This window comes from Nocardioides sp. 616 (assembly GCF_002930065.1).
GTDB classification, from domain to species: domain Bacteria; phylum Actinomycetota; class Actinomycetes; order Propionibacteriales; family Nocardioidaceae; genus Nocardioides; species Nocardioides houyundeii.
On the sequence record NZ_POAG01000017.1, the window covers coordinates 426,363 to 438,945 of the forward strand.

13 protein-coding genes are annotated in these 12,583 nt (G+C 70.4%); 2 read left to right on the top strand and 11 right to left on the bottom strand.

Annotation, left to right across the window (positions count from 1 at the left end; genetic code table 11):
* Window positions 1-218 precede the first annotated feature (218 nt).
* The gene (locus C5H89_RS08465; protein ID WP_162799286.1) at window positions 219-1,013 is read left to right on the top strand and encodes a hypothetical protein; all 795 of its coding nucleotides are present in this window, start codon (window positions 219-221) and stop codon (window positions 1,011-1,013) included.
* Window positions 1,014-1,170: 157 nt separating this feature from the next.
* On the opposite strand, the gene C5H89_RS08470 is transcribed toward C5H89_RS08465, so the two are convergent.
* A complete protein-coding gene (locus C5H89_RS08470; protein WP_162799287.1) occupies window positions 1,171-1,521 on the bottom strand; it encodes a hypothetical protein in 351 nt (116 codons plus the stop codon).
* 192 nt (window positions 1,522-1,713) lie between these two features.
* Between C5H89_RS08470 and C5H89_RS08475 the strand changes: the two genes are divergently transcribed.
* Window positions 1,714-3,000, top strand: a complete 1,287-nt coding sequence (locus C5H89_RS08475) for an HNH endonuclease signature motif containing protein (protein WP_104106564.1) — start codon at window positions 1,714-1,716, stop codon at window positions 2,998-3,000.
* 50 nt (window positions 3,001-3,050) lie between these two features.
* Here the strand turns inward: C5H89_RS08475 and C5H89_RS08480 are convergent, their stop codons facing one another.
* From C5H89_RS08480 to uvrC, 10 genes are all read right to left on the bottom strand, one after another.
* Window positions 3,051-3,797 carry an oxygenase MpaB family protein gene (locus C5H89_RS08480; RefSeq protein WP_240181773.1) on the bottom strand — a complete coding sequence of 249 codons (747 nt, stop codon included), beginning with the start codon at window positions 3,795-3,797 and terminating at the stop codon, window positions 3,051-3,053.
* Window positions 3,798-3,969: 172 nt separating this feature from the next.
* Window positions 3,970-4,329 carry an RNA polymerase-binding protein RbpA gene (locus C5H89_RS08485; protein ID WP_104106566.1) on the bottom strand — a complete coding sequence of 120 codons (360 nt, stop codon included), beginning with the start codon at window positions 4,327-4,329 and terminating at the stop codon, window positions 3,970-3,972.
* A gap of 41 nt (window positions 4,330-4,370) precedes the next feature.
* On the bottom strand, window positions 4,371-4,601 hold the full coding sequence (gene secG, locus C5H89_RS08490; protein ID WP_104106567.1) for a preprotein translocase subunit SecG: 231 nt from the start codon (window positions 4,599-4,601) through the stop codon (window positions 4,371-4,373).
* A gap of 28 nt (window positions 4,602-4,629) precedes the next feature.
* Window positions 4,630-5,424: a triose-phosphate isomerase gene (tpiA, locus tag C5H89_RS08495; RefSeq protein ID WP_104106568.1), complete on the bottom strand. Its 795-nt coding sequence runs from the start codon at window positions 5,422-5,424 to the stop codon at window positions 4,630-4,632.
* 24 nt (window positions 5,425-5,448) lie between these two features.
* A complete protein-coding gene (locus C5H89_RS08500; RefSeq protein ID WP_104106569.1) occupies window positions 5,449-6,648 on the bottom strand; it encodes a phosphoglycerate kinase in 1,200 nt (399 codons plus the stop codon).
* Between the two features lies 1 nt (window position 6,649).
* Window positions 6,650-7,645, bottom strand: coding sequence for a type I glyceraldehyde-3-phosphate dehydrogenase (gap, locus tag C5H89_RS08505; RefSeq protein WP_104106570.1), 996 nt, complete (start codon window positions 7,643-7,645; stop codon window positions 6,650-6,652).
* 100 nt (window positions 7,646-7,745) lie between these two features.
* A complete protein-coding gene (gene whiA, locus C5H89_RS08510; RefSeq protein ID WP_101524566.1) occupies window positions 7,746-8,732 on the bottom strand; it encodes a DNA-binding protein WhiA in 987 nt (328 codons plus the stop codon).
* Window positions 8,733-8,753: 21 nt separating this feature from the next.
* Complete coding sequence (gene yvcK, locus C5H89_RS08515; protein WP_205304929.1) at window positions 8,754-9,707, bottom strand: uridine diphosphate-N-acetylglucosamine-binding protein YvcK; 954 nt, start codon at window positions 9,705-9,707, stop codon at window positions 8,754-8,756.
* Window position 9,708: 1 nt separating this feature from the next.
* Window positions 9,709-10,572: an RNase adapter RapZ gene (gene rapZ / locus C5H89_RS08520; RefSeq protein WP_104106571.1), complete on the bottom strand. Its 864-nt coding sequence runs from the start codon at window positions 10,570-10,572 to the stop codon at window positions 9,709-9,711.
* Complete coding sequence (uvrC, locus tag C5H89_RS08525; protein WP_104106572.1) at window positions 10,572-12,539, bottom strand: excinuclease ABC subunit UvrC; 1,968 nt, start codon at window positions 12,537-12,539, stop codon at window positions 10,572-10,574. Before uvrC ends, rapZ begins: the two co-directional genes overlap by 1 nt.
* Window positions 12,540-12,583 lie beyond the last annotated feature (44 nt).

A 12,583-nucleotide genomic window follows, 5' to 3' on the forward strand; every position in this document is an offset into this window, starting at 1 on the left:
CCCTGCTGCACCTCACCGGCGGCCGGCTCACCTCGGCGCAGTCGGTCAACCGGGGCGCCGACTTCCTGGCGGTCCGCCGGGCGCTGACAGACGGCCGGACGACGGTCGACCTGGCCGTGGCCGCGGACGTCGGACGGCCGCTCAAGGACGCGCTGAGCTGACGGAGCATGACTATGGTGGCGCGCAACGACCGTGCCACCGAGGGAATGAGCAACACCATGACTCGCACGCTGCTCCTGCTCCTCGCCGCACTGGGGGTGATCGCCGCGATCGGGATCCCGCTGGCGGTGCAGGCGTGGGACGAGGAGGACGCCGACCCCACCTCGGTCGGTCGCACGCGGGACACGCGGCCCGTGAGTGAGCCCACGCCGCCCGTCGCTGAGCCCACGCCGGTCGAGGAGCCGCCCTCGACGGAGCCGTCCGGGGCCGGTGACGCGATCCCGTTCGGGCGGTTCCCGCTCGACCTGGGGTGGGCGGAGATCCATGGCCAGGACATCATCGACGGCCCCTCTTTCGAGAAAGGCGGGTCGCGCGTCTTCATGCCGGAGGGCCACTGCCGTGAGGGGGTGCTGTACCGGTCCGGATTCCAGGACCAGCTGGCCACCCACGTCTGGGGCACCGACGAGGTCAGTCGCACCCGTCAGATCCTGGGCTTCGAGAGCGCCGATGCCGCGCGGGCGACCATCCGGGCACTGCGTGACGCGGTCGCGAGCTGCGCCGTCTTCCACGACGCGTACACCGACAAGTTCACCTACACCGCGGAGGTCTTCGAGTCGATCGACGAGTCGAACGCCCGCGCCGGGACCGGGACGTTCACCTTCGCCTACACCGCGAGCGGGTCGGACGTGGACCACCCGTTCGGCGTGCTGTACCAGTTCGCGGTCGTCGACGACATCTTCTACGGCAGCAATCAGTACGGCCCCTGGACGGCGGACATGGCCGGCGACGCCGTCACCATCTTGGACCGGGAGAACGCCGCACTCATCCCGCTCCTGTCCCGCCTCCAGCGGTAGGACGCCGCGCTCCGAGCCGCCCCCGGCGCCGAGCAGGCCCGGTGACCCGTCACCCTACCTTTGAGGAGATCCTCAAGGCACTCGAACAGGTGCCCACCATCGCAGTTAGGACGAGATGCTGGCCTCGTCGACACAGTCTGCCTACGAGGGTCGTCGGCTACGGCTGGAAGATGCCGGTCTCGTGCTCTGGATCGAACGCACGCACTCCGAGCCTGTCCAGCAGCCGACGAACCCATGCGTCAGCGGCCCCCTTGTCGGCCGCTCGCACGTGCAGGGCGAACGACATCAACGGCGACTCGTCCTTCGCATTCACTTCGACATCGACGCCCGGCAGTGCCACCAGCATCCACTCGGGGTCGGTGGTATCGGCCCCCGGGGCGAGCTCGCGCACAGCAGCAACCACCTCCGCGTGGTCGAGCGGAAGCGGCTGGGCCCGCCAGTCGTCCGCGATTTCATCGACGCGCGAGATGCCTTCGGGGATGTCCTGAACGAAGATGTCGCGGCTCACGCGACGGATTCTCCCATCGGCGTGCCACGAAATGGCCCTCATGCGCTGGGCCGGTACTTGAAAGCTGCGCCGACCGGCCATCGGGACCCGCTTCGACTCGAAGTCGAGCGTGACGTATCCACGCTGGGCGATGTAGGACATGTGTTCGAATAGAAGCTCAGAAGTGTCGGGGGTCGCCTCTAGATTTACCGTATGACCTGGTCCCCGACCCCCACCGCACACCCGGTGCTGGGCTGCGCTGCCACGATCATCACCGCCGTGCATTCCGTCAGCGGGGTGGACCCGGGTTACATGAGCGCCGGGGACAAGGAACAAGCCCTGCTCGATCTCGCCCGCGCCCGGGACCTCGTCGAAGTCCTCTGGCTCCGGGTCATCGACTCCGCCGCCGATGTTGCCGAGGACACCGGCGCCAAGGACGTGGCCGCATGGCTGGCCGCCAACACCAACCTCGACCGCGGTGTCGCCGCCGGGGCGCAACACCTCGCCCGATCCCTGGAACGGGACTGGTTGAGCACCGGGACCGCAGTCCACGCCGGCGCCGTGACGATCGCCCAAGCCGAAGTGATCACCCGCTGCCTGGACGACCTCACCGCCGTGGGCCGCGACCACCCCGACTGCGCAGTCACCCCCGAGATCCTGGCCCAGGCCGAGACCAGGCTGATCGACCTAGCGGCCAACCACACCCCGGGCGAGCTCCGCCGCCTCGGGGAGAAGATCCTTACCGTCATCGCCCCCGACCTCGCCGAAGAAGCCGAACGCCGCCAGCTCGAAGCCGCCGAACGACGCGCCTCGGCCGCGACCCGGCTGACCATGCGACGCCGCGGCGACGGGTCCACCGACCTCTCCGCCCGAATCCCCGACGCCCTCGCCGGCCGACTCAAGACCTACCTCGACGCCTTCACCTCACCCCGCACCGGGCAAGGCCCCCGCGCCGGCATCATCGACGCCGCGACCGGCACCAAGACCCCCTTCGACCGCCTCCAAGGCCAAGCGTTTTGCGCCCTCATCGAATGCCTACCCACCGACCTGATGCCCCTGCACGGCGGATCCGCGACGTCGGTGGTCATCACCATCGACTTCGACAAGCTTCGCGCCGGCCTCGGCGAAGGCACCACCCTCGACGGCACGCGGATCACCGCCGAAAACGTCCGCCGACTGGCGTGCACCGCCAACCTGATCCCCGCGATCCTCGGCACCAAGTCCGAGATCCTGGACCTAGGCCGGTCCAGCCGGCTGTTCAGCAGAGCCCAACGCCTCAAAGAGGCCCTGAACCACCCCACCTGCCGCGCCCACGGCTGCTCCGTCCCCGCCACCTTCTGCGAAGCCCACCACTGGCGCACCCCCTGGTCCCAAGGCGGCACCACCAACGCCGACGAGCTCAAGCTCCTCTGCCCCTGGCACCACCACCGCACCCACGACACCACCTACCTCACCAAACACCACCCCGACGGGTCCGTGAGGTTCCACAAGAGGCGGTAGGTCGACAAGACCCCCGGTGTCGCGTCACCCAGCCAGGACGGGTCCGCTCACTAGGCGGCTGCCCTGTCGCGCGTAAGCTCCCGGGCCTTGGCGTGCCCCGACGTCAGCGCCCAGCGAACAACCCCCGTCGAGGCGTGCCCAAGTCCTCGGGCCACGGTCCGGTCGAGCCAGGGCCTGTTCGCCAGGCCCAGGGGCTCGCGGCTCCACTCGGGAAGCAGACCCACGGCCGCGGTGCGCAGCATGGCGTAGCCAGGGCGGGCGGCAGCGGGCAGAGCCGGGTTCCACAGCACGTCGTGTACCGCCTCGCGCGCGGCGGGGGTGCTGCGCAGCTCCGGGCGGTAGGCCTCGAGCACACCCCTGAGGGAGGCGACGTCGCCCGGCGGCTCCACCACTCCCAGACGGGCCGCCACCAGCCCCGCCTGGGCGACGTACTCGTCCTGCTCGTCCGGGTCCAGCGGACGGTCGCCGTAGGCCTGGTGGGCTGCCAGGAAGCTGTCGATCTCGGCGGCGTGCACCCAGGCGAGCAGGTGCGGGTCGCTCGCGACGTACGGCGTGCCGTCCGGAGTGGTCCCGCGGACGTGCTCGTGGATGCGTCGCACCAGGGCGACCGCGCTCTCCGCCTGGTCCACCGGACCGAAGGTGGTGACCGCCAGGAACTCCGAGGTGCGGGCCAGCCGCCCCCACAGGTCACCACGGAAGCCGGAGTGCTCCGAGACAGCCTGCATCGCGACCGGGTGCATCGTCTGCAGGACGACGGCGCGGATGCCGCCCACGAACATCGAGGCGTCCCCGTGCACCCGGGCGACGGGGCTCCCCGGAGGGAACCAGCGGGGCCCGGGCGTGCCATGGATACGCTCGCGCTGCGAAGGTCCATCTGGACCGGCGACACGAGCGAAGACGAAGTCGCCGAACTGGTCACGTATGTGTCGCATCACCCGAACCTAGCCGAGTCGCGCAACGCAGCGGCGCCTAGAAGACGATGTCGCCGGCCTTGCGCCGGCTCCTCAGCAGCTGGATGGCCTCGTCGAGGATGCTGGCGGCCTCCGCGTCGGAACGGCGTTCCTTCACGTAGGCCAGATGGGTCTTGTAGGGCTCGATCTTCGGCGCCGGGGGCGGGTTCTCCGAGTCCAGGTTGGCGGGCAGCCCGCACTTGGGGCAGTCCCAGGTCTCGGGGACCACCGCCTCGATCGCGAAGGTCACCACCGACCGGTGTGCGTGCGAGCAGTAGTAGGTCACCGCCTGACGCGGCGCCGCCTCTCCCCGCTCGGCCTCTCCCATTGGTCCAGCTCCGACCCGACTCCCTCGGATCGCATTCCCTCCACCAGCCACTTCTATCCCTCCCAGAAAAGAAATGCAGCAAACAATGAGCCCTAGTAGGCCAGCAGCAATCCCAGAGCCACGACGCACGAGAACCAGATGACCCCGACGCCCACGGTGAAGCGGTCGAGGTTGCGCTCGGCGACCGAGGAGCCGCCCAGCGAGCTGGACACCCCTCCGCCGAACATGTCAGAGAGCCCGCCCCCGCGCCCCTTGTGGAGCAGCACGAGCAGGATCATGATCAGACTGGAGATCATGAGCAGGGTCTGAAAGAGCAGAATCACGGCTGCAGCCTACGTCACTTCTGCCGACTCATAGCACTGGCATGTCGTGGAAACGGCAAATTCCGCCGAATTCCTCGGCCTTCAGGCTCGCCCCGCCCACCAGTGCGCCGTCCACGTCCGCCTTCTCCATGATCCCGGCCACGTTGGACGGCTTCACCGATCCGCCGTACAGCACCCGGCAGCCGTCCGCGGCCGCGTCGCCGTGGATCTGGCGGACCCGCTCGCGGATGGCGGCGCAGACCTCCTGGGCGTCCTCGGGGGTGGCGACCTCCCCCGTGCCGATGGCCCACACCGGCTCGTAGGCCACGACCAGTCCGGCCACCTGCTCGGCGGTGAACCCGGCCAACGAGCCGTCCAGCTGGGCCAGCGTGTGGGCCACGTGCTGGCCCGACTGCCGCACCTCGAGGCCCTCCCCCACGCACACGATGGGCGTCATGCCGGCGGCCAGGCCCTTGTGTGCCTTGGCGTTGACCACGGCGTCGGTCTCCGCGTGGTACTCCCGCCGCTCGGAGTGCCCCACCACCACGTAGGAGCAGCCCAGCTTGGCGAGCATCTGAGCGGAGATCTCACCGGTGTAGGCGCCGCTGTCGTGGACCGACACGTCCTGCGCGCCGTACCTCACCGAGAGCCTGTCGCCGTCGACCAGCGTCTGCACCGAGCGCAGGTCGGTGAACGGCGGCACCACCACGACCTCGACCCGGCTGAAGTCGTGGCGCTTGTCGGCCAGCGTCCAGGCGAGCTTCTGCACCAGGACCACCGCCTCCTGGTGGTTCAGATTCATCTTCCAGTTGCCCGCCATCAGCGGCGTGCGGGTGGCACCCATCAGAGGTTCCTCTTCCTGAAGTGGTCAGCGTTCGAGAACGGCGATGCCGGGCAGTTCCTTGCCCTCGAGGTACTCCAGGCTGGCGCCGCCCCCGGTGGAGATGTGACCGAAGGCCGCCTCCTCGAAGCCCAGTGCGCGCACCGCGGCGGCGGAGTCGCCACCGCCGACCACCGAGAGGCCGTCGATCCCGGTCAGGGCCTCGGCCACCGCCCGGGTGCCCGCCGCGAAGGCCGGGACCTCGAAGACGCCCATGGGTCCGTTCCAGAAGACCGTGCGGGCTCCGGCCAGGGCGGCGGCGAAGGCCGCCGCGGAGTCGGGACCGATGTCGAGGCCGAGACAGTCCGCGGGGATCTCCGAGGCTGGCACCACCCTCGGGGCGGGCTCGCGCTCACCGGAGGGGAAGGCGGTGTCCACCACGATGTCGGTCGGCAGCACGATCTGCACCCCGCGTTGGGCGGCCTCGTCGAGGTAGCGGCGGCACGTGTCGAGCTGGTCCTCCTCGAGCAGGCTCTTGCCGACCTCGTGGCCCTGAGCGGCGAGGAAGGTGAAGACCATCCCCCCGCCGATGAGCAGCTTGTCGGCCTTGTCCAGCAGGTTCGCGATCACGCCCAGCTTGTCCGAGACCTTGGACCCACCGAGCACCACCACGTAGGGGCGATCCGGCTCGACCGTCAGCCGGCGCAGCACGTCGATCTCCGCGGCGACCAGGTCTCCCATCGCGCTCGGCAGGCGCAGCGCCACGTCGTAGACCGAGGCCTGCTTGCGGTGCACGACGCCGAAGCCGTCGGAGACGAAGGCATCGCCGAGCTGGGCGAGCTGGCCGGCGAAGGACGCCCGCACCTCGTCGTCCTTGCTCGTCTCGCCCTCGTTGAACCGGACGTTCTCCAGCACCGCGACGTCGCCGTCGGCCAGCGCAGAGACCACCGACGAGGCGCTCTCGCCCACGGTGTCGTGGGCGAAGGTGACCTCGCGCCCCAGCAGCTCGCCGAGGCGGTGCGCCACCGGAGCCAGCGAGTACGCCGGGTCCGGGGTGCCCTTGGGGCGCCCCAGGTGGGCCATCACGACGACCTTCGCGCCTGCCTCCGAGAGGCGGCGGATCGTGGGCACGCTGGCCCGGATCCGGCCGTCGTCGGCGATGCGGTCGCCGTCCAGCGGGACGTTCAGGTCCGACCGGACGAGGACCCGCTTGCCGCGGAGGCCACCCAGTGAGTCGATGCCCGACACGTCAGAGCGTGGTGCCGACGTGGCTGATCAGGTCGACGAGACGGTTGGAGTAGCCCCACTCGTTGTCGTACCAGCCGATGACCTTGACCATGTTGCCGTTGACCTTGGTCAGCGGCGCGTCGAAGATGCACGACGCGGGGTCGGTGACGATGTCGGTGGACACGATCGGGTCGGTGGAGTAGCGCAGGTAGCGACCGTCGGCGGCCTTCTCGATGGCGGCGTTGACCTCTTCGACGCTGGTCTCGCGGCCGGCCTCGAAGGTGAGGTCGGTGGCCGAGCCCGTGGGCACGGGCACGCGCAGGGCGAAGCCGTCGAGCTTGCCCTTGAGCTCGGGGAGCACCAGGCCGATGGCCTTCGCAGCACCGGTGGAGGTGGGGACGATGTTCAGCGCGGCGGCGCGGGCCCGACGCAGGTCCTTGTGGATGTTGTCCTGCAGGTTCTGGTCCGCGGTGTAGGCGTGGATCGTGGTCATCAGGCCCTTGACGATGGTGAACTCGTCGTGCAGCGCCTTGGCCATGGGAGCCAGGCAGTTCGTGGTGCACGAGGCGTTGGAGATCACGTTGTGCTTGGCGGGGTCGTACAGCTCGTGGTTGACGCCCATCACCACGGTGATGTCCTCGTTCTTGGCGGGCGCCGAGATGATGACCTTGCGGGCACCGCCGTCGAGGTGCGCGCGGGCCTGGGTGGCGTCGGTGAAGAAGCCGGTGGACTCGACGACGACGTCGACGCCCAGGTCACCCCACCGCAGGTCGGCCGGGTTGCGCTCGGCGAAGGCGGCGATCTCCTGGTCCCCGACGTGGATGGCGCTGTCGGTCGAGGACACCTCGGCGTCCAGCCGGCCGAGGATCGAGTCGAACTTGAGCAGGTGGGCCAACGAGGCGTTGTCGGTCAGGTCGTTGACTCCGACGATCTCGATGTCAGCGCCCGAGGCACGGACGGCTCGGAAGAAGTTGCGGCCGATGCGGCCGAAGCCATTGATTCCAACACGAACAGTCACGATCACTCCTGGCTAGCGGTGGGCTGACAGCGGTGCCGAGCCTACCGCGCCCCGTCACCGTGCCCGCAGGCGCAGTAGTGATTCGGGCGACACTGCCCGCTCAGGCCTCGTCGGCCAGCATCTCCGGGGTGAGCGAGGACTCGGTGTCCGGGATCCCGCGGTCCTCGGCCATCTTGTCGGCCATGGCCAGCAGCCGCCGGATCCGGCCGGCGATGGCGTCCTTGGTCAGGACCGGCTCGTGCAGCTGGCCCAGCTCCTCCAGCGATGCCTGCTTGTGCTCCAGCCGCAGGTGACCGGCCAGCTTGAGGTGGTCGGGCACCTCGTCCCCGAGGATCTCCAGGGCGCGCTCCACCCGGGCGCCCGCCGCCACGGCGGCGCGCGCCGAGCGGCGCAGGTTGGCGTCGTCGAAGTTGGCCAGTCGGTTCGCAGTCGCGCGGACCTCCCGCCGCATCCGCCGCTCCTCCCACGCCATCAGGGTCTCGTGAGCGCCCAGGCGGGTGAGCAGGGCGCCGATGGCGTCCCCGTCGCGGATGACGACGCGGTCCACGCCGCGCACCTCCCGCGCCTTGGCGGAGATGCCGAGGCGCCGGGCCACGCCGACCAGGGCCAGGGCCGCCTCCGGTCCGGGACAGGTGACCTCCAGGGAGGAGGACCGACCGGGCTCGGTGAGCGAGCCGTGCGCCAGGAACGCGCCACGCCAGGCGGCGACGGCGTCGCAGCCGCCGCCGGAGACCACGCCCGGGGGCAGACCGCGCACCGGACGACCGCGGGCGTCCAGCAGCCCGGTCTGGCGGGCCAAGGCCTCGCCGTCCTTGACCACCCGCACCAGGTAGCGGCTGCCCTTGCGGATCCCGTGTCCCTGCACCATGACGACGTCCGACTGGTGGCCGTAGACCTCGGCGACGTCCTTGCGCAGCCGACGTGCAGCCGCGCCGGTGTCCAGCTCAGCCTCCACCACGATCCGCCCACTGACGATGTGCAGGCCGCCGGCGAACCGGAGCATCGAGGCCACCTCCGCCTTGCGGCAGCAGGTCTTGGTGATCTGGGTGTTGGCAAGCTCCGCCTTCACCTGAGCCGTCATCGCCATGCGCGAATCCTGCCACGGACGTCAATCACCCGTGACCACTCCCGACTGACTGCCCATCACGCTGTGCAGTACCTCACCCAGCTTGTCCGGATCATGGGCGCTGCTCCCGTCCCCGCGGGCCACGTCGGCGACCACCAGGCTGCCGCCGAGCTCAGCCACGGCCCGGTCCAGTGCGGGCCGGTCGCTCACCGACGTCGGGTCGGCCACGACGGCGTGCACCTTCAGCCCGGGCGCCGTCGCGGCCAGGGCCGACAGGTGGTCCGACGGGGTGAAGCCCCCGGTCTCGCCGGCAGCCTCGAGGTTGAGCACCACGACCAGGCGACCGCCCCGGGAGACCAGGGCCTCGCGAAGCTCGGGGACCAGCAGGTGCGGGATGACGGAGGTGAACCACGAGCCGGGTCCCAGCACCACCCAGTCGGCCTCCTGGACCGCGACCACCGCCTCCTTGCACGCCGGAGGGTCGGCCGGGTCGAGGGCGACCGAGCGGATCCGCCCCTGGGCGGTGGCCACGCTGACCTGGCCGCGCAGCACCGTGGTCCCCTGGGAGCCCTCCACCTCGGCGGTGATGTCGAGGGGGACGGTGGACATCGGGAGCACCCGCCCCCTGGCGCCGAGGAGCCTCCCGACCATGTCGAGCCCGGCCACCGGGTCGTCGAGCAGCTCCCACAGCCCGACGATCAGCAGGTTGCCCAGGGCATGCCCCTTCAGCTCGCCGTCCCCGTCGAACCGGTGCTGGAGCACCCGCATCCACGTCTGGCCCCACTCCTCGTCCTCGCAGAGCGCCGAGAGCGCCATCCGCAGGTCACCCGGCGGCAGCACCTCGAACTCCCGGCGCAACCGCCCCGAGGACCCCCCGTCGTCGGCGACCGTCACCACCGCGGTGATGTCGGTGACCACCCGCCGCAGGGCAGAGAGGCTCGCATGGAGTCCGTGTCCGCCGCCGAGCGCCACCACCGAGGCCTGGTGAGGCGTCATCTCACTCCCGTCCGAGGTCGCGGTGGGTGGCGCGCACGTCGTAGCCCTGGGTGAGCAGGCGGGCGGTGATCTCCTCGGTCATCGCGACGCTGCGGTGCTTGCCCCCGGTGCAGCCGACCGCGACGGTCATGAACCGCTTGCCCTCCTTGAGGTAGCCCTTCGCGGCGATCTCCAGCAGCGGCAGGTAGCCGTCGAGGAACTCCTCGGCCCCGGCCTGGCTCTTGACGTAGTCGGCGACCGAGGGGTCGCGGCCGTTGCGCGGGCGCAGTTCGGGGATCCAGTGCGGGTTCGGCAGGAAGCGCATGTCCGCGACGAAGTCGGCGTCGACCGGGATGCCGTACTTGAACCCGAAGCTGATCACGGTCACCTTGAGCCGACGCGCCTCCGGCGACCCGAAGTGCTCGGCGATGCGGTCGGTCAGCTGGTGCACGTTCATCGCGCTGGTGTCGATCACCAGGTCGGCACCGCCGCGGATCTCCTCCAGCGCCACCCGTTCGCGTCGCAGCCCGTCGATCAGGCGCCCGCTGCCCTGCAGCGGGTGCGGCCTCCGTACCGCCTCCTGACGCCGCACCAGGACGTCGTCGACCGCCTCGAGGTAGAGCAGCGTGGTGGGCCGTCCGGTCGCCTGCTGGTGCCGGTTGGCCGCCAGGCTGGTGAAGAACGAGCCCGACCGTACGTCGACCACGACGGCGATCGGCTGGGTCACGCCCCGGCTGTCGTCGACCAGGCGCACGACGTCACGCACCAGGGTGGGCGGGAGGTTGTCGACGACGAAGTAGCCCAGGTCCTCCAGCTCCTTGGCCGCCGTGCTGCGACCCGCGCCGGTCATGCCGGTGATGATCACCAGCTCTGCTGGCTGCTCCATCAGTCCTCCTCGATCTCGCCGGTGGCGGTGTTGATCCGGGGCCCAGTCTTCCCGCTGCCCTCCTGGACCGCGACCGCCCCCTTGATGGCGGCAGCCGTGGCCGGTCCGATCCCGGGGACCAGAGCGATCTCGTCGACCTCGGCCAGCCGCAGCTTCTTCAGCGAGCCGAAGTGCCGCAGCAGCGCCTTGCGCCGCACCTCCCCCAGCCCTGGCACGTCGTCCAGCACGCTCTCCACCATGGTCCGGGAGCGCCGGCCGCGGTGGTGGGTGATGGCGAAGCGGTGTGCCTCGTCGCGGATCCGCTGCAGCAGGTAGAGGCCCTCGCTGGTCCGCGGCAGGATCACCGGGTCCTCGTCGTCGGGGACCCAGACCTCCTCGAGCCGCTTGGCGAGACCGCACACCGGGATGTCGTCGATCCCGAGCTCGGCCAGCGCCTGCCTGGCCGCCGAGACCTGCGGCGGGCCGCCGTCGACGACGACCAGGCCCGGGGCGTAGGCGAACTTGCGGGGACGGCCGGTGTCGGGGTCCACGAGCATCGGGCCGGACTCGGTGGACACCTCGGTGGAGCGGGCCTGCTCGTCCAGCAGCCTGCGGAAGCGCCGGGTGATGACCTCGTGCATGGAGGCGACGTCGTTCTGCCCGTCCACCCCGCGGATCACGAAGCGGCGGTACTCACCCTTGCGCGGGAGGCCGTCCTCGAAGACGACCATCGAGGCCACCACCTCGGTGCCCTGGAGGTTGGAGACGTCATAGCACTCGATGCGCAGCGGGACCTCGTCGAGGCCGAGGGCCAGCTGGATCTCCTCCAGCGCCTTGTTGCGGGTGGTGAGGTCGCTGGCGCGCTTGGTCTTGTGCAGCATCAGGGCCTGGGCGGCGTTCTTGGCCACCGTCTCCTGCAGGGACTTCTTGTCCCCCCGCTGGGGCACCCGGATGGCGACTTTCGCGCCCCGCATCCCCGACAGCAGCTGCTCCATCGTGCCGGGGTCGGGCGGCAGGGCCGGCACCAGCACCTCGCGCGGGATCGAGTCCGGCTCGCCGGCGTAGAGCTGGAGCAGGAAGTCCTCCACCAGCTGGGAGGTGTCCCCCTCGTCGGTGCGGTCGGCCACCCATCCCCGCTGGCCCCGGATCCGGCCGCCGCGCACGTAGAAGATCTGGACCGCCACCTCCAGCGGGTCCTCGGCCAGGGCGATGACGTCGGCGTCGGTGGCGTCGTTGAAGACCACGGCCTGCTTCTCCAGGGACCGGTTCAGGGCGCCGAGGTCGTCGCGCAGCCGGGCCGCCTTCTCGAAGTCCATCGCCTCGGAGGCGGCGTACATCTCGCGCTCGACGCGCTTGAGGAAAGCTGCGGTGTTGCCGGCCATGAAGTCGCAGAAGTCGTCCACGATGCGCCGGTGCTCCTCGGCGCTCACCGCACCCACGCAGGGGGCCGAGCACTTGTCGATGTAGCCCAGCAGGCAGGGGCGGCCCACCTGCTGCGCGCGCTTGAAGACGCCGTTGCTGCACGAGCGCATCGGGAACACCCGGAGCAGCTGGTCGACCGTCTCCCGGATCGCCCAGGCATGGCTGTAGGGCCCGAAGTAGCGGACCCCCTTCTTCTTGGCTCCCCGGCCCACCATCACCCGCGGGAACTCCTCGCCGGTGGTCACCGCCAGCCACGGGTAGGACTTGTCGTCGCGGTACTTGACGTTGAAGCGTGGGTCGAACTCCTTGATCCAGGAGTACTCCAGCTGGAGCGCCTCGACCTCCGTGCGGACCACGGTCCACTCCACGCTGGCCCCGGTGGTCACCATCGAGGCGGTCCGCGGGTGCAGCCCGCGGACGTCGGCGAAGTACGACGACAGGCGTGAGCGCAGGTTCTTGGCCTTGCCGACGTAGATGACCCGACCCCGGGAGTCGCGGAACCGGTACACCCCCGGCTGCGTCGGGATCGTCCCCGGCGCAGGACGGTACGACGCCGGTGCAGCCATGTCACAACCCTACGTTCGGGCGCCGACCGCGGTCGGCGCGTCCC